Origin of the sequence: Vibrio sp. CUB2, from assembly GCF_001557945.1 — a bacterium.
Taxonomy (GTDB): Bacteria; Pseudomonadota; Gammaproteobacteria; order Enterobacterales; family Vibrionaceae; genus Vibrio; species Vibrio owensii.
Genome location: NZ_LNRB01000028.1, coordinates 23077 through 39231, shown reverse-complemented (window position 1 = coordinate 39231; position 16155 = coordinate 23077). Strand labels below are relative to the sequence as shown.

Annotated in this window: 15 protein-coding genes; 9 read left to right on the top strand and 6 right to left on the bottom strand. The window is 44.9% G+C overall.

Annotation, left to right across the window (positions count from 1 at the left end; all coding sequences use genetic code 11):
* From ATB78_RS29970 to ampD, 6 genes are all read right to left on the bottom strand, one after another.
* The coding region (locus ATB78_RS29970; protein WP_208990578.1) for a hypothetical protein at window positions 1-296 on the bottom strand (296 nt) is incomplete at its 3' end.
* A 17-nt stretch (window positions 297-313) separates the two neighbouring features.
* The gene (gene lpdA / locus ATB78_RS26365; protein WP_005438019.1) at window positions 314-1744 is read right to left on the bottom strand and encodes a dihydrolipoyl dehydrogenase; all 1431 of its coding nucleotides are present in this window, start codon (window positions 1742-1744) and stop codon (window positions 314-316) included.
* Window positions 1745-1987: 243 nt separating this feature from the next.
* Window positions 1988-3889: a pyruvate dehydrogenase complex dihydrolipoyllysine-residue acetyltransferase gene (aceF, locus tag ATB78_RS26360; protein WP_061011014.1), complete on the bottom strand. Its 1902-nt coding sequence runs from the start codon at window positions 3887-3889 to the stop codon at window positions 1988-1990.
* A 30-nt stretch (window positions 3890-3919) separates the two neighbouring features.
* Window positions 3920-6583 (bottom strand): pyruvate dehydrogenase (acetyl-transferring), homodimeric type, encoded by a 2664-nt coding sequence (aceE, locus tag ATB78_RS26355; RefSeq protein WP_039975498.1) that lies wholly within the window; start codon window positions 6581-6583, stop codon window positions 3920-3922.
* 55 nt (window positions 6584-6638) lie between these two features.
* On the bottom strand, window positions 6639-7406 hold the full coding sequence (gene pdhR / locus ATB78_RS26350) for a pyruvate dehydrogenase complex transcriptional repressor PdhR (RefSeq protein WP_005438026.1): 768 nt from the start codon (window positions 7404-7406) through the stop codon (window positions 6639-6641).
* Window positions 7407-7810: 404 nt separating this feature from the next.
* Complete coding sequence (gene ampD / locus ATB78_RS26345) at window positions 7811-8362, bottom strand: 1,6-anhydro-N-acetylmuramyl-L-alanine amidase AmpD (RefSeq protein ID WP_061011013.1); 552 nt, start codon at window positions 8360-8362, stop codon at window positions 7811-7813.
* Between the two features lie 92 nt (window positions 8363-8454).
* Here ampD and nadC point away from each other — a divergent pair, with 92 nt between their 5' ends.
* The 9 genes from nadC to yacG all read left to right on the top strand — a co-directional run bounded on the left by nadC (window position 8455) and on the right by yacG (window position 16014).
* Window positions 8455-9342 (top strand): carboxylating nicotinate-nucleotide diphosphorylase, encoded by an 888-nt coding sequence (nadC, locus tag ATB78_RS26340; protein ID WP_061011012.1) that lies wholly within the window; start codon window positions 8455-8457, stop codon window positions 9340-9342.
* Between the two features lie 264 nt (window positions 9343-9606).
* Entirely contained in the window at window positions 9607-10014 is a 408-nt protein-coding gene (locus ATB78_RS26335) for a pilin (protein ID WP_061011011.1), read from the top strand.
* 75 nt (window positions 10015-10089) lie between these two features.
* Complete coding sequence (locus ATB78_RS26330) at window positions 10090-10488, top strand: pilin (RefSeq protein WP_179947023.1); 399 nt, start codon at window positions 10090-10092, stop codon at window positions 10486-10488.
* A 1-nt stretch (window position 10489) separates the two neighbouring features.
* Window positions 10490-12175, top strand: a complete 1686-nt coding sequence (pilB, locus tag ATB78_RS26325; RefSeq protein ID WP_061011009.1) for a type IV-A pilus assembly ATPase PilB — start codon at window positions 10490-10492, stop codon at window positions 12173-12175.
* Between the two features lie 33 nt (window positions 12176-12208).
* Entirely contained in the window at window positions 12209-13432 is a 1224-nt protein-coding gene (locus tag ATB78_RS26320; protein ID WP_009707569.1) for a type II secretion system F family protein, read from the top strand.
* A gap of 72 nt (window positions 13433-13504) precedes the next feature.
* A complete protein-coding gene (locus tag ATB78_RS26315; RefSeq protein WP_038896780.1) occupies window positions 13505-14374 on the top strand; it encodes an A24 family peptidase in 870 nt (289 codons plus the stop codon).
* Complete coding sequence (gene coaE / locus ATB78_RS26310) at window positions 14375-14989, top strand: dephospho-CoA kinase (protein ID WP_061011008.1); 615 nt, start codon at window positions 14375-14377, stop codon at window positions 14987-14989.
* 27 nt (window positions 14990-15016) lie between these two features.
* Window positions 15017-15757, top strand: coding sequence for a cell division protein ZapD (zapD, locus tag ATB78_RS26305; RefSeq protein ID WP_009707572.1), 741 nt, complete (start codon window positions 15017-15019; stop codon window positions 15755-15757).
* Between the two features lie 56 nt (window positions 15758-15813).
* On the top strand, window positions 15814-16014 hold the full coding sequence (yacG, locus tag ATB78_RS26300) for a DNA gyrase inhibitor YacG (RefSeq protein WP_027726863.1): 201 nt from the start codon (window positions 15814-15816) through the stop codon (window positions 16012-16014).
* Window positions 16015-16155: the final 141 nt, after the last annotated feature.

Genomic DNA, 16155 nt, shown 5'->3' with positions numbered 1-16155 from the left:
AGCGAGAAGCGAGAAGCGAGAAGCGAGAAGCGAGAAGCGAGAAGCGAGAAGCGAGAAGCGAGAAGCGAGAAGCGAGAAGCGAGAAGCGAGAAGCGAGAAGCGAGAAGCGAGAAGCGAGAAGCGAGAAGCGAGCTTATTTTGTCTTTCGAGGGACAAATTCCGTCAACTCCTTTTTGAGCAGGGTCTCTTTCAATAGCCTCCTCTCGATTTATAAACCGGAGCGCTCCCGAATCTCCAAGCACAGCATTCTTTTCTTCCAACAAAAAAACCGCTGACGAATCAGCGGTTTTTATCATTCAACGTTCAAGAAAAATTACTTTTTCTTTTTAACTGCTTTTTTGTTTGGAAGGTCAGTGATTGAACCTTCAAATACTTCAGCAGCTAGACCCACAGACTCGTGTAGAGTTGGGTGAGCGTGAATAGTTAGTGCGATATCTTCAGCATCACAACCCATCTCGATAGCTAGGCCGATTTCACCAAGTAGTTCGCCACCGTTAGTACCAACGATAGCACCACCGATTACGCGGTGAGTTTCTTTATCGAAGATTAGCTTAGTCATACCGTCTGCACAGTCAGACGCGATTGCACGACCTGATGCTGCCCATGGGAATGTTGCCACTTCGTAGTTGATGCCTTCTGCTTTCGCTTCTTTCTCAGTCTTACCAACCCATGCCACTTCTGGCTCAGTGTAAGCGATTGAAGGAATAACTTTAGGATCGAAGTAGTGCTTCTTACCAGAGATAACTTCTGCAGCAACGTGACCTTCATGCACACCTTTGTGAGCAAGCATTGGTTGGCCAACTACGTCGCCGATTGCGTGGATGTGAGGAACGTTAGTACGCATTTGCTTATCAACGTTGATAAAGCCGCGCTCGTCCACTTCAATACCTGCTTTTTCAGCATCGATAAGCGCACCGTTTGGTACACGACCGATAGCAACAAGAACCGCATCGTAACGCTCAGCTTCTGCTGGCGCTTTTTTGCCTTCCATTGAAACATAGATACCATCTTCTTTCGCTTCAACTGCAGTTACTTTAGTCTCAAGCATTAGCTTGAACTTGTCTTTAATACGCTTAGTGAAGACTTTAACGATGTCTTTATCCGCAGCTGGGATAACTTGGTCAAACATCTCTACTACGTCTACTTTAGAACCTAGTGAGTGGTAAACCGTACCCATTTCTAGACCGATGATACCACCACCCATGATAAGCAGTTTTTCTGGTACTTCTTTCAGCTCTAGCGCATCCGTTGAATCCCAAATACGTGGGTCTTCATGTGGGATGAATGGCAGTTTGATTGGGCGAGAACCCGCAGCAATGATAGCGTTGTCGAAGTTAACCGTTGTTGCTTCGCCTTCGCCTTCTACAAGGATAGAGTTAGGGCTTGTGAACTTACCGTAGCCGTTTACTACAGTAACGTTACGCATCTTAGCCATACCGCTAAGACCGCCAGTCAGTTGGTTTACAACTTTCTCTTTCCAGATACGGATTTTGCTGATGTCTGTTTGTGGTTCGCCAAACACAACACCGTGCTCAGCCATCGCTTTCGCTTCTTCGATAACTTTTGAAACGTGAAGAAGTGCTTTAGATGGAATACAACCAACGTTTAGACATACACCGCCAAGAGTGCTGTAACGTTCAACTAGTACTGTTTCTAGACCTAAGTCCGCACAACGGAATGCAGCTGAGTAACCAGCAGGACCAGAACCAAGTACAACAACTTGGGCTTTAATTTCTTTGCTCATTGTGACCTCTTGTAGTCATTATCCCTAACAGGCTGAGTAGATGTTCTTAAATTATTAGGCTTTCAAACGGTCAATATTTTACAGAGATGTTAACAGTGTGAAAGCAGCTTTAAGTTAGCCTGTGAGCTAGACAACAATTCATCTTTCAGATTCTGAACGATGTGAGAAATTGTCGTCTAAAAATAGTCTTTTATATAAAGAAGTAAGGTGACCCGAAAGCCACCTTAACTATTACTTTCTATATTACAGTACTAGGCGACGAATGTCTGATAGTGCACCGTTTAGGAAAGTAATGAAGCGTGCACCTTCTGCACCATCGATCACACGGTGGTCGTATGATAGAGACAGTGGAAGCTGTAGACGTGGTTCGAACTCTTTACCGTTCCACACTGGCTTCATTTCAGATTTAGATACACCTAGGATACCAACTTCTGGCGCGTTTACGATTGGTGTAAACGCTGTACCGCCGATACCGCCAAGGCTAGAGATTGTGAAACAACCGCCTTGCATATCAGCTGCTGTTAGCTTGCCTGCACGTGCTTTCTTAGAAACTGCCATTAGCTCTTCAGATAGCTCGTAGATGCCTTTCTTATTCACGTCTTTAAATACCGGAACAACAAGACCGTTTGGCGTATCTACTGCAATACCTACGTTCACGTACTTCTTAAGAATGATGCTTTCGCCATCTTCAGAAAGTGAAGAGTTAAACGCTGGGAACGCTTCTAGTGCTTTCGCTACCGCTTTCATGATGAACACAAGAGGAGTGATCTTCATGCCAGTGTCTTTCTTCGCTTCGATTGCGTTCTGTTCTTTACGGAATGCTTCTAGCTCAGTGATGTCAGCGTTGTCCCACTGTGTAACGTGAGGGATCATCACCCAGTTACGGTGTAGGTTTGCACCAGAGATCTTCTTGATCTTAGACAGCTTCTGAACTTCAGTTTCGCCGAACTTGCTGAAGTCAACTTTTGGCCAAGGTAGTAGACCAAGTGCTGCACCGTCGCCTTTACCAGATGCTGCTGCACCTGCGCCAGACTCAAGACGCTTAAGCGCATCTTTCACGTAGTTTTGAACGTCTTCTTTTAGGATACGGCTCTTACGACCAGAACCTTTAACCTTAGATAGGTTTACGCCAAACTCACGAGCTAGACGACGAACAACTGGAGACGCATGTGCGTATTCGTTGTTTTCTTGGAAATCGTTCGCTGCAGGTGCCGCCGCTGGAGCTTCAGCTTTTGGTGCAGGAGCTGCTGCTGGAGCAGGTGCTGCCGCTTGAGCTGGAGCCGCCGCAGGAGCAGGTGCTGCGCCTTCAACAACGAAAGTCATGATTAGAGAGCCAGTCGTTACTTTGTCGCCTTCAGCAATCTTGATCTCTTTAACTGTACCTGCGAATGGTGCTGGTACTTCCATAGAAGCTTTGTCGCCTTCTACAGTAATTAGAGATTGCTCTTCTTCTACTGTATCGCCAGCTTTAACCATGATCTCAGTAACTTCTACTTCGTCACCGCCGATATCTGGAACGTTAACTTCTTTTTCTGCTGATGCCGCAGGAGCTGCTGCTGGAGCCGCTTCAACTGCAGGAGCAGCTGCTACTGGCGCACCAGAGCCTGCTACTTCGAATACCATCACAAGAGAGCCAGTTGTTACTGAATCACCTTCAGCAATCTTGATCTCTTTAACCGTACCTGCAAATGGTGCTGGTACTTCCATAGAAGCTTTGTCGCCTTCTACAGTTAGAAGTGATTGCTCTTCTTCTACTGCATCGCCAACTTTAACCATGATCTCAGTAACTTCTACTTCGTCGCCACCGATATCAGGAACGTGAACTTCTTTTAGTTCTGCTGCCGCTGCTGCTGGAGCTGGAGCTGCTGCTGGAGCCGCTTCTGCCGCAGGAGCAGGTGCAGCGTCAGCTGCACCCTCGGCTTCGAAAATCATGATAAGAGAACCAGTTGTTACTGAATCGCCTTCTGCAACTTTGATTTCTTTTACAATACCTGCTTGAGACGCTGGAACTTCCATAGAAGCTTTGTCGCCTTCAACAGTGATCAGAGACTGTTCTTCTTCAACCTTGTCGCCAACGCTTACAAGAATCTCAGTAACTTCAACCTCATCCGCACCGATGTCAGGTACATTAATTTCGATTGCCATTGCTTATTTACCTTCTAGTTAAGCGCTGTATTAAGCGTAAAGTGGGTTTGTTTTTTCAGTGTCGATGTTGAACTTAGCAATTGCTTCAGCAACAACAGACTTCTCAACATCACCACGTTTCGCTAGTTCAGTTAGTGCTGCAACTACCACGTAGCCTGCATTAACTTCGAAGTGACGACGTAGGTTCTCACGGCTGTCTGAGCGACCGAAGCCGTCAGTACCAAGAACTTTGTAAGACTCAGTTGGCATGAATGCACGTACTTGCTCAGCGTAGTTCTTCATGTAATCCGTCGCAGCGATTGCTGGTTCGTTACCAAGAACAGTAGTGATGTAAGGCACTTTCGCTTCAGCTTCTGGGTGAAGCATGTTGTAACGCTCTGCATTTTGACCATCACGAGTTAGCTCGTTGAATGAAGTTACAGAGAACACATCAGATGCTACGCCGTACTCTTCGCTTAGGATAGTCGCTGCTTTACGTACTTCGTTCATGATAGTACCAGAGCTCATTAGCTGAACTTTACCCTTAGCACCTTCGTGAGACTCAAGCTTGTAGATACCTTTACGGATGCCTTCTTCAGCGCCTTCTGGCATTGCTGGCATTGCGTAGTTTTCATTCATTACTGTTAGGTAGTAGTAAATGTTTTCTTGCTCAGGACCGTACATACGACGGATACCATCTTGCATGATTACTGCTAGCTCGTAAGCGAATGTTGGGTCGTAAGAGATACAGTTCGGGATAGTGTTCGCTTGAATGTGCGAGTGACCATCTTCGTGCTGTAGACCTTCACCGTTCAGTGTTGTACGACCAGCTGTAGCACCTAGTAGGAAGCCACGAGCTTGTTGGTCACCTGCTAGCCATGCCATGTCACCAATACGTTGGAAACCGAACATTGAGTAGTAGATGTAGAACGGGATCATTGGCAGATCGTTTGTGCTGTAAGAAGTAGCAGCAGCAACCCAAGATGCCATTGAACCTAGTTCGTTGATACCTTCTTGAAGAACTTGGCCTGATGTTGCTTCTTTGTAGTAAGAAACGATGCCTTTATCTTCAGGTGTGTATTCTTGACCGTCTGGGTTGTAGATACCCACTTGACGGAATAGACCTTCCATACCGAACGTACGCGCTTCATCACAGATGATAGGAACGATGTTCTTACCGATGTTCTTGTCTTTAAGCAGGATGTTCAACGTACGTACGTAAGCCATAGTCGTTGAGATTTCACGCTTCTGGGCACCAAGTAGAGGAGCAAACTCTTCTAGCTCAGGTACTTTGAACTCTTGTGTGAACTTAGGTAGACGCTGTGGCGTGTAACCTTTCAGAGCTTTACGACGAGCATGTAGGTATTCGTATTCAGCAGAACCTTCTTCCAGTTTTAGGTAAGGCAGTTCAGCTACTTTCTCATCAGAAAGAATGTCTTGTAGACCTAGACGATCACGTAGGTATTGTACGTGAGTCATGTCCATCTTCTTAACACCGTGAGCGATGTTCTTACCTTCAGCCGCTTCACCCATGCCGTAACCTTTAACAGTCTTAGCTAGGATTACTGTTGGCTTGCCGTTTGTTTCTTTTGCATTGTTAAATGCAGCAAACAGCTTAGAAGAATCGTGACCACCACGCTTCAATTCGAAGATTTGGTCGTCAGTCATGTCTGCAACTAGTGCAGCAGTCTCAGGGTACTTACCAAAGAAGTGCTCACGTACGTATGCGCCATCTTTAGATTTGAATGTTTGGTAGTCGCCATCGATCGTTTCGTTCATAAGCTGTAGTAGCTTACCAGTCGTATCTTTAGCTAGTAGTGCATCCCAGTTGTTACCCCAGATAACTTTAACTACGTTCCAACCTGCACCTTTGAATAGACCTTCAAGCTCTTGAATGATCTTACCGTTACCCATTACAGGGCCATCTAGACGCTGTAGGTTACAGTTGATTAGGAAACATAGGTTGTCTAGTTTCTCACGCGCAGCGAAAGAAATTGCACCACGTGATTCTGGCTCATCCATCTCACCGTCGCCTAGGAAAGCGTATACACGTTGAGCAGAAGTATCTTTAAGGCCACGGCCGTTTAGGTACTTAAGGAAACGCGCTTGGTAAATAGCAGAGATAGGACCAAGACCCATAGATACTGTTGGGAACTGCCAGAACTCAGGCATCAGTTTAGGGTGTGGGTATGAAGGAACACCTTTACCGTCTACTTCTTGACGGAAGTTGTCTAGCTGCTCTTCAGTTAGACGGCCTTCAACGAACGCACGAGAGTAGATACCTGGTGAGATGTGACCTTGGTAGTAAACTAGATCGCCACCATCCGTCTCGTTTGGAGCACGGAAGAAGTGGTTGAAACAAACTTCGTAGAACGCTGCAGCTGACTGGTAAGAAGCCATGTGACCACCTAGGTCTAGGTCTTTCTTAGAAGCACGCAATACGATCATGATTGCGTTCCAGCGAATAATCGAACGAATACGACGCTCAAGAGTTACGTCACCAGGGTAAGCTGGTTCTTGTGCAGCTGGAATAGTGTTGATGTAGTTTGTGTTGATGCCAGTTGGCATATCAACGCCGTCTAGACGTGCTTTTTCTAGAACGGTTTCTAGTAGAAACTGTGCACGTTCTACACCTTCTTCACGAACAACTGATTCAAGGGCTTGTAGCCAATCTTGAGTTTCCAGTGCATCTACGTCATGCTTCATGTCAGACATGGCGATCTATCCTTCTGTTGGTTGGATCTACTTATTTAAGTAAGCGATTCTTGTATTAAGAATCGTTACCTTGCTGAATTCGACGCAGAGAACGCTCTCGTCGAGACTCTTCTCGAGTCAAATCCAACAATGTTTCTTCGATATAAGCTAAATGTGAGTGAGACATTTCACGCGCCTTTTCAGGCTGACCAGAAACAATCGCATCCACGATATTAGCTCTGTGTTTACTTACTTTATCGACCACTTCTTCGCGGCGATGTAAGAGCTTTAGATTCTGTAGAACATTTTGCTCAAGCAAAGGCGCAAGGCTACGAACAATATGAAGCAGAACAACGTTGTGCGCCGCTTCTGTTAAAGCAATAAGGAACTGCATTACTGCCGCTGCTTCCGCTTCAACGTTGTCGCTTTTTTGCTCTTCACTGATTTGATTCAGGCAAGCTTGAATGCGTGCAAAATCTTCTTCGGTACCACGCAATGCTGCAAAGTACGCCGAAATTCCTTCCATCGCATGGCGCGATTCAAGTAGGTCTAACTGCGTTTCGGAGTGAGTCGACAACAAGTTCAACAAAGGATCTGAAAAGCTTTTCCAGATGTTTTCGCTAACGAATGTGCCACCGCCTTGACGGCGAGTAAGCAAACGCTTTGCTTCCAAGCGTTGAATGGCTTCACGGACAGATGGACGAGACACATCGAACTGCTTAGCGAGTTCGCGCTCTGGTGGCAACTGCTGCCCCGGAGACAATGTTCCTTCCACAATCAACCTTTCTAACTCTTGTTCAATAACATCAGAGAGTTTTGGCTGACGAATCCTTTGATAAGCCATAATTTATTGTTCTTCTACTCTTGCAGGTAATTGGTAATACCAATTTTAAGATGGTGCAGAAATTAACATAATTAAAACGCCACTGTCCAGCCAAAAATTGACCTAAATCATAGAATGGACTTACAACCAACACTCTGATAACAATCGACTATTAAAACGGCAATAAAATTGGTATGACCAATTACATAAACAAAACAGATGGGAGCTCTGCGTGCTAGTAAATTTGATCAACAAAAACAAAAAATGACAAAATTATCTGTACACTTTTGCACCGATCGCCGATTTAAGCGTTCAAAATGTAGTTAACTTTTAACAAGCGCTCATATTTCTTGTATCGAAAAAAGGCATACCTGAGTGTATGCCTTATTTATTTCTGTTTTTTGAATTTACACTTTCGCTACAAGTTAGCGTTTTATCTGGTGCCGGAACTTGACCCAGTCAAAGCTTAGACCAGGATCGGCTTTTCTCAAGGGAGCGATATACTGATGCCCCGTGATTCTCGGCAAGGTGATTTTTGGATAGGAATGCATAACAGCTTGGGTCAATGCAGTAAGTGATTGATATTGCTCTTCTGTGTACGCAACAAACTCAGTACCTTCCAACTCAATACCAATTGAATAGTCATTACAGCGTTCTCGGCCAGCGAAGCTGGATTGTCCTGCATGCCATGCTCTGTCTAAAAAAGAAACAAACTGAACAATCTCGCCATCACGCTTAATTAAACAATGTGCCGAAACGCCCATTTTGTGAATTACTTCAAAAAATGGGCATGCATTGGGGTCAAGGTTGCCCGAGAAAAAGTCTTCTATATAAGAGCCACCAAATTGACCTGGTGGCAGGCTGATGTTGTGAACCACCAGCAGAGAGATGTCATCTTTATCAGAACGAGCATCAAAAAATGGCGATGGGACGTGCTTAGCCTCCGTCAACCAACCATTCTCGATTTTTAGGCACATATCAACCTCTCTACTTTGCAAATTAACTGCTGAAATTATTGACACCGGAGAGTATCATTCGTTGCCATCTCCCTTTCAAGACAAGATTTGCGATGAAGAACACACACAACAGCCAAGAACGCCTAGAATACCTTAAGCAACAACTTCCATTAGAAATCACTCGCGCCGTAGCCGATACCCTAAAAGAAGATCTAGGTGGCACATTGGATGCAGACAAAGACATCACCGCATCGCTTATCCCAGCTGACGCTATTAACACCGCAACCATCATCACTCGTGAACACGGTGTGTTTTGTGGCCAAGCTTGGGCAGATGAAGTATTTAAACAACTGGGTAGCAAAGTAACCATCGAGTGGCATGTAAAAGATGGCGACAAGGTTGAACCAAACCAAACACTTTGTACACTGACAGGTCCTGCTCGTGATTTGCTCACTGGCGAGCGCAACGCAATGAACTTTATTCAAACCCTTTCAGGTTGTGCGACCGTTACCGCTGAGTACGCAGAGAAAATTGCCCACACTGAATGCCGTTTATTAGATACACGTAAAACGATTCCTGGTCTACGTAGTGCACTTAAATACGCAGTAGCTTGTGGCGGTGGTTTCAACCATCGTATCGGTGTGTTCGATGCCTACCTTATTAAAGAAAACCACATCATTGCTTGTGGCGGCATTACTCAAGCGATCACTACCGCAAAACAATTAAACCCAGGTAAGCCTGTTGAGGTAGAGACGGAAAGCTTGGAAGAGCTAAAAGAAGCAATCGAAGCGGGTGCCGACATCATCATGCTAGATAACTTCACGACAGATATGATGCGTGAAGCGGTCGCGATCAACGCAGGTCGTGCGGCGTTAGAAAATTCAGGTAACGTTACTCTAGAGACCATCGCTGAATATGCAGAAACTGGCGTCGATTACATCTCGGTAGGTGCTTTGACTAAGCACCTAAAAGCGATGGATCTTTCGATGCGCTTCAAGTAATTCCAGAGAACCAAGCGATACTAACTCTCTTAATCTCATAGAGTTACGCTTTTCAAACCGCAATAAAGAGCCGCAAGGCTCTTTATTTTCATCCGCTTAAAAAATAACACCACTCGCAAAACCTTGCATGCAATATGCAACTACAGTGCAAAGATTTTTATCTCACTCGAGAGCCCCTTCGTTTCCAGTTTCCACTTGTTTCTACTCTTCTTACTCTTCTGCCCCATGCATAAGCATTAACTAAATTTATCTTAAGGAAACAAGATGAAAACGAATAAACAGAAAAAGCAGCAAGGTTTTACGCTGATTGAATTGATGATTGTGGTTGCAATTATTGGAGTTTTGGCTGCAATAGCTATCCCTGCCTATCAAGACTACGTAAAAAAAGGGGAAGCATCCTCAGCATTAGCAACGCTTAAGGCACTTCAAACCCCTGCAGAGCTTGCCTATCAACAGAATGGAGCATTGGCTAGCCTGAGTGAGTTAGGAACTGTATCTAGTGCAAACTCTCTTGGCGAAATAACCCTAAATCCAAACAGTTCAGTTTCGGCATCTATTGGCTTCACATTTGCAGATGGTGCGCTACAAAGCAAAAAACTGACACTAAGCAGAGAAACTACTGGATGGGCGTGTACTCATGATACAGGTGTATCATTAGAAGGTTGTAGTTAACTTGATTGGAGGGGAGGCTTTGCCTCCTTTCACTTTATGATTCAAAAAATACTGCAAAGAGAAAACGGATATACAATGATTGAACTCCTCATTATTACGGCAATAATTGGAGGACTAAGCGCGATATCTATTCCCTTGTATGACTCCTACCTAAAAAAAAATGAAATTGCTTCAGCAATGCTAACAATGAACTCCGTCCTCACCCCTGCTGAACTTTATATACAGGAGTACGGTGATATAACAGTAAGCCAAGCAAGCGCTTTGTTTGATTACGCTCAAATAGGCCCGACCTCAAACTACCTAGGTAGACTATCGATTTCAGCTACAAATCAACTAATGTTCAAATTTACACATGGTTCTCTTGGAGTTAGTGGAGCGGAAGCGGTATTAACTTTCTCCAGATCAAATTTAACAGGTTGGAGATGTACAAACGCGCAGAACATTCCACAAAATTTGATACCGAGAGCATGTTAAAATGCTAACCAACCTCTCAACAGTTCTTCGCCAAGCAGGGATACTCACCTTTTCCCAAGAAGAACTGTTGCTTGAGCAAGCTAAAGCTTCTGGTATATCAATGCCAGAGGCTTTGCTCAATTCTGGTTTTTTCCAATCTCATGAATTAACGGAGCACCTAAGCTCTGTTTTTGGGCTTTCTTGCACTTCTCTCAATCAATACGAATACGCTTCGTTATGCCAAACGCTAGGTTTGCGAGATTTAATCACTCGGCATAATGCTCTGCCGCTTAATCGCACCTCTTCAACTTTGATTCTTGCAGTTGCCGATCCAACCAATCTTCAAGCCGAAGACGACTTTCGTTTTGCTACCGGCTTACAAGTAGAGCTAGTTCTGGCGGATTTTCGCGAGCTAACCGCTGCGATTCGGCGCTTATATGGCCGAGCACTTGGGCAGGAAAAGTCGGGGTTAAAAGAGATAAACCAAGATGAGCTCGCAAGCTTGGTTGAGATTGGAGATGATGAGATTGAGAACATTGAAGATCTCAGCCAAGACGAATCACCGGTCAGTCGTTATATCAACCAAATCTTACTCGATGCCGTTCGTAAAGGGGCTTCCGATATTCACTTCGAACCCTACGAAAACATGTATCGAGTCCGTTTACGCTGCGATGGCATCTTGATTGAAATTCAACAGCCACCTAGCCACTTAAGCCGTCGCCTTTCCGCACGTATAAAAATCCTATCTAAACTCGATATTGCTGAACGTCGCTTACCTCAGGATGGACGAATCAAACTTAAGCTAAACCAAGACACCGCCATTGATATGCGCGTTTCTACACTGCCAACCCTATTTGGGGAGAAGATCGTCCTGCGTTTGCTCGACAGCAGTTCTGCAGCATTAGATATCAATAAACTTGGTTATAGCGACCAGCAGAAACAGCTTTATTTGGATGCTCTGCGTCGGCCACAAGGCATGATTTTGATGACGGGTCCAACAGGCAGTGGCAAAACCGTTTCTCTTTACACAGGGCTAAGCATTCTTAACAAACCAGAGATCAACATCTCGACTGCGGAAGACCCAGTGGAGATAAACTTACCCGGCATTAACCAAGTTCAAGTTCAGCCTAAGATCGGTTTTGGTTTTGCCGAAGCACTTCGTTCGTTTTTACGTCAGGATCCTGATGTGGTCATGGTGGGTGAGATCCGGGACCTCGATACGGCAGAAATCGCGATCAAAGCATCACAAACTGGTCACTTGGTTCTTTCCACTTTACACACCAACTCGGCCGCTGAAACCGTAATCCGCTTATCCAACATGGGTGTGGAAAGCTTTAACCTTGCCTCCTCACTCAGTTTGATCATCGCCCAGCGGTTAGCACGTAAACTCTGCCCACACTGCAGGCAGCCGCAAGAACCAAATGCCCAACTGCAACATATTGGGATTATCAGCACAGAGCATGTCTTTAAAGCCAATCCAGATGGTTGTAACGAGTGTACCCACGGTTATTCAGGTCGAACGGGCATCTATGAAGTGATGACGTTTGAAGAGTCCCTATCTGAGGCGCTCATAAAAGGAGCTTCAGTACACGAATTAGAAAAACTCGCTATCGCCAAAGGGATGCAAACCCTACAAATGTCTGGTATAGAAAAACTCAAACAAGGCGTCACTAGCTTCAGCGAATTACAACGCGTTCTCTACTTTTAACTTTTTCAGAAATTTTAGGCAGTCACTCCGCTTATGAAAACCATCACTCCTCAACTTAAGAACTACCGTTGGAAAGGCATCAATAGCTCGGGCAAAAAGACCTCAGGTAATGTCCTTGCAATGACGGAAATCGAAGTAAGAGAACGCCTCGACGCTCAGCACATCAAAATCAAGAAACTGAAAAAGGGCAGTATTTCTTTTATTACTAAACTGAGCCATAGAGTCAAAGGAAAAGACATCACGGTGTTTACTCGCCAAATAGCTACCATGCTGATGACAGGCGTCCCGATTGTTCAGGCACTTAAGTTGGTTTCAGAAAACCATAAAAAAGCGGAAATGAAATCGATTTTAATGAGTGTGACACGGGCGGTAGAGGCGGGAACGCCAATGTCGAAAGCCATGCGTACCGCTAGCACGCATTTTGACCCGCTTTATACCGATTTAATCGCAACAGGTGAACAGTCTGGTAACTTATCCCAAGTCTTCGAGCGCTTAGCAACCTACAGAGAAAAAAGCGAACAGTTGCGCGCTAAAGTGATCAAAGCGCTTATTTATCCGGCCATGGTTGTCTTAGTTGCCTTAGGGGTTTCCTACCTAATGCTGACTCGGGTCATTCCTGAGTTTGAAAAAATGTTTGTAGGCTTTGGTGCAGATTTACCTGCTTTTACTCAGATGGTATTAGACCTCTCAGCTTGGACTCAAAACTGGGGCCCTTTCATTGGACTCGGTTTCTTGAGTCTCTTGATCGGCTCAAAAGTCATATCGAACCGCTCTGATTCTTTCAAGCTATTGCTCGCTCGATCCAGTTTAAAGATTCCCATCTTGGGCCCTGTTTTATCCAAAGCCGCCATTGCCAAGTTTAGCCGAACGCTTGCCACCAGTTTTAGTGCCGGAATCCCAATTCTCACCGCGTTAAAAACCACCTCAAAAACCTCGGGTAACATGCACTATCAATTGGCAATAGAAGAGGTGTACCGAGATACGGCTGCGGGTATGCCAATGTATATTGCGATGCGCAACTGCAATGTCTTCCCCGAACTAGTATTGCAAATGGTCATGATTGGCGAAGAATCTGGCCGTTTGGATGACATGCTCAACAAGATTGCCGCAATTTACGAGTTTGAAGTCGATAATACCGTCGATAACCTAAGTAAGATTTTAGAGCCGCTGATCATCGTTTTTCTCGGTGTCGTTGTTGGCGGTTTGGTCACAGCAATGTACTTGCCAATCTTTAACTTGATGAGCGTATTGGGATAGAATGATCCTTTAGCAAATTAATTCCTTCAAAACAGCATCTTGCTTGTTTGATTCATCGCTCAAGAGACAGATATGGAAGTATTCCAGTACTACCCATGGCTATTCGTTGTATTTGCCACGGTTTTCGGTTTAATCGTGGGTAGTTTCCTCAACGTTGTTATTTATCGATTACCCAAAATCATGGAATTAGAATGGCGACGCGAATGCGCGGAATCATTCCCTGAATACAAAATCGAACCACCAAAAGAGAAACTGACATTAAGCGTACCACGCTCATCTTGTCAGCAATGTGGCACTCAAATTCGTATTCGTGACAATATCCCAGTGATTAGTTGGTTGCTTCTGCGCGGTAAATGCCACAACTGCCAATCTCCTATCAGTGCACGCTACCCTCTTATCGAACTGCTTACTGCCTTTTGTTCGGGTTTTATCGCTTTTCACTTCGGTTTTAGCTACTTCACTGTCGCGCTGGTTTTCTTTACCTTTGTATTGATTGCCGCCACATTTATTGATCTCGATACCATGTTGTTGCCTGACCAACTTACATTGCCATTAATGTGGGCAGGTATTGCGCTCGCGCTCTCTGGCATCAGCCCTGTGAACCTACAAGACTCCATCATTGGTGCAATGGCAGGTTATCTGTGTCTTTGGAGTGTTTACTGGTTGTTTAAGCTCCTTACAGGCAAAGAAGGCATGGGCTATGGCGACTTTAAACTCCTTGCAGCCTTAGGGGCTTGGCTGGGTTGGCAATCACTACCGATGATCATTCTGCTTTCATCAGTAGTGGGCGTCATCTTTGGTCTTATTCAACTGCGTTTGCAAAAACAAGGTATCGAGAAAGCCTTTCCTTTCGGCCCTTACCTTGCAATTGCGGGATGGGTGAGCCTAATTTGGGGCCATCAAATCCTCAACTGGTACTTTACGTCGATTCTAGGAGTGTAAATGGCTTTTGTTATTGGCTTAACCGGCGGTATTGCGAGTGGCAAAACCACGGTGGCAAACCTATTCAAACAACAGTTCAAAATCGATATTGTCGATGCTGATATCGTAGCTCGAGAAGTGGTTGAGCCGGGAACTCCCGGACTTAATGCCATAATCGAACATTTTGGTGCGGATATTGTTCGCGATGATCAGACACTTGATAGAGCCAAATTAAGAGAAAAGATCTTCTCTCATCCAGAAGAGAAAGCATGGCTTAATGGTTTATTACATCCGATGATTCGTGAAAAGATGATCGAAGATTTGGAGCAAGTCACATCGGACTATGCCCTCTTGGTTGTACCTTTATTGGTAGAGAACAAGCTTGATAGCTTATGTGATCGAGTTCTTGTCGTCGATGTTGACCCACAAACTCAGATCTCCAGAACTGTAAAACGCGATAACGTAAGCGAAGAGCAGGCAAATGCGATCTTGGCGTCCCAGGCTTCTCGTGAGCAACGGCTTGCTCTGGCGGATGATGTAGTGAAGAATAATCCAGATGACCCAGATCTTTTGCTTCAAATCACAGATTTACACGAAAAGTACCTAGCCATGTATAAGAAAAATCTGCGAAAATAGGAATGAAACTCACCAAGGCTAATGTCGATGACCACGCACAAATTTGAACATCCGTTAAATGAAAAAACTCGCATCTATTTAAGAGTTGAGTCTTTGCTGCGTCAGGCTCATCTAGCCTCAAGTTTTGCTGATAACCATCAATATCAGCTGTTCTTTCGTGCCCTTTTCGATATGGTCGAGATCTTCGAGCAAATCCAGCTAAAAAGCGAACTCGCTAAAGATCTTGAAAAGCAGCGTTTAGCTTATCGTAACTGGCTCAATGTTGATGGCGTAGATCAACAAGCATTGAATGAGCTTCTAAAAGAGATCGATGTCGTACACAGCCAATTGATGGCAGCTGAGCGCTTCGGCCAAGCATTAAAAGAAGACCGCTTCTTAAGTTCAATTCGCCAGCGTTTCAATCTACCTGGTGGTTCATGTTGTTTCGACCTACCCGCTTTGCATTATTGGCTTCATTTACCGATTGAGCGCAAAAAGCACGATGCTAACCAATGGCAAGTCAGCTTAAAGCCACTTTCTGATGCGTTAGCGCTATGGTTAAAACTTACTCGCGAAACGGGTCACTTCAAAGCGCAAATCGCCCGCGCAGGCTTTTTCCAAAGTGATGCTGATGAAGCCAATATTTTACGTTTACACATCCCAATGGAATACGGTGTCTACCCGATGATTTCGGGTCATAAGAACCGTTTCGCCATCAAGTTTATGGCTTTTGAAAGTGGTCAAGCTTGCACGCAAGATGTCGAGTTTGAACTTGCTGTTTGTAGCTAAGCTCAACAAGCACTACTATTGCCTTAATACCTTTGAACTCCGAATAAATAGGACGAATGACGATGTCTAAAATTACAGTCGTTCCATGCCCACAATGTGGCGCTGACGTTGAGTGGGGCGAGCAAAGCCCTCACCGCCCTTTCTGCAGTAAACAATGCCAAATGATTGATTTTGGCGAATGGGCTGATGAAGAAAACGCCATCGCCGGTGCACCAGATATGTCGGACAGCGATGGTTGGTCTGAAGACCAGTACTAAAGAATTGAAAAAGCTAGAGTCGAGAAACGAGAACGCTGCGCTTCGAGAATAAAGAGAGGGGTTGATGTGAGAGCATCAGCCCTTTTTGTTTTTCGGGATTCGGGATTCGGGATTCGGGATTCGGGTTTCGGGTTTCGGGTT

Excerpts from the sequence above, each read along its gene's own strand:
- lpdA (WP_005438019.1), bottom strand. The coding sequence starts at position 1,744 with ATGAGCAAAGAAATTAAAGCCCAAGTTGTTGTACTTGGTTCTGGTCCT.
- aceF (WP_061011014.1), bottom strand. The coding sequence starts at position 3,889 with ATGGCAATCGAAATTAATGTACCTGACATCGGTGCGGATGAGGTTGAA.
- aceE (WP_039975498.1), bottom strand. The coding sequence starts at position 6,583 with ATGTCTGACATGAAGCATGACGTAGATGCACTGGAAACTCAAGATTGG.
- pdhR (WP_005438026.1), bottom strand. The coding sequence starts at position 7,406 with ATGGCTTATCAAAGGATTCGTCAGCCAAAACTCTCTGATGTTATTGAA.
- ampD (WP_061011013.1), bottom strand. The coding sequence starts at position 8,362 with ATGTGCCTAAAAATCGAGAATGGTTGGTTGACGGAGGCTAAGCACGTC.
- nadC (WP_061011012.1), top strand. The coding sequence starts at position 8,455 with ATGAAGAACACACACAACAGCCAAGAACGCCTAGAATACCTTAAGCAA.
- ATB78_RS26335 (WP_061011011.1), top strand. The coding sequence starts at position 9,607 with ATGAAAACGAATAAACAGAAAAAGCAGCAAGGTTTTACGCTGATTGAA.
- ATB78_RS26330 (WP_179947023.1), top strand. The coding sequence starts at position 10,090 with ATGATTGAACTCCTCATTATTACGGCAATAATTGGAGGACTAAGCGCG.
- pilB (WP_061011009.1), top strand. The coding sequence starts at position 10,490 with ATGCTAACCAACCTCTCAACAGTTCTTCGCCAAGCAGGGATACTCACC.
- ATB78_RS26320 (WP_009707569.1), top strand. The coding sequence starts at position 12,209 with ATGAAAACCATCACTCCTCAACTTAAGAACTACCGTTGGAAAGGCATC.
- ATB78_RS26315 (WP_038896780.1), top strand. The coding sequence starts at position 13,505 with ATGGAAGTATTCCAGTACTACCCATGGCTATTCGTTGTATTTGCCACG.
- coaE (WP_061011008.1), top strand. The coding sequence starts at position 14,375 with ATGGCTTTTGTTATTGGCTTAACCGGCGGTATTGCGAGTGGCAAAACC.
- zapD (WP_009707572.1), top strand. The coding sequence starts at position 15,017 with ATGACCACGCACAAATTTGAACATCCGTTAAATGAAAAAACTCGCATC.
- yacG (WP_027726863.1), top strand. The coding sequence starts at position 15,814 with ATGACGATGTCTAAAATTACAGTCGTTCCATGCCCACAATGTGGCGCT.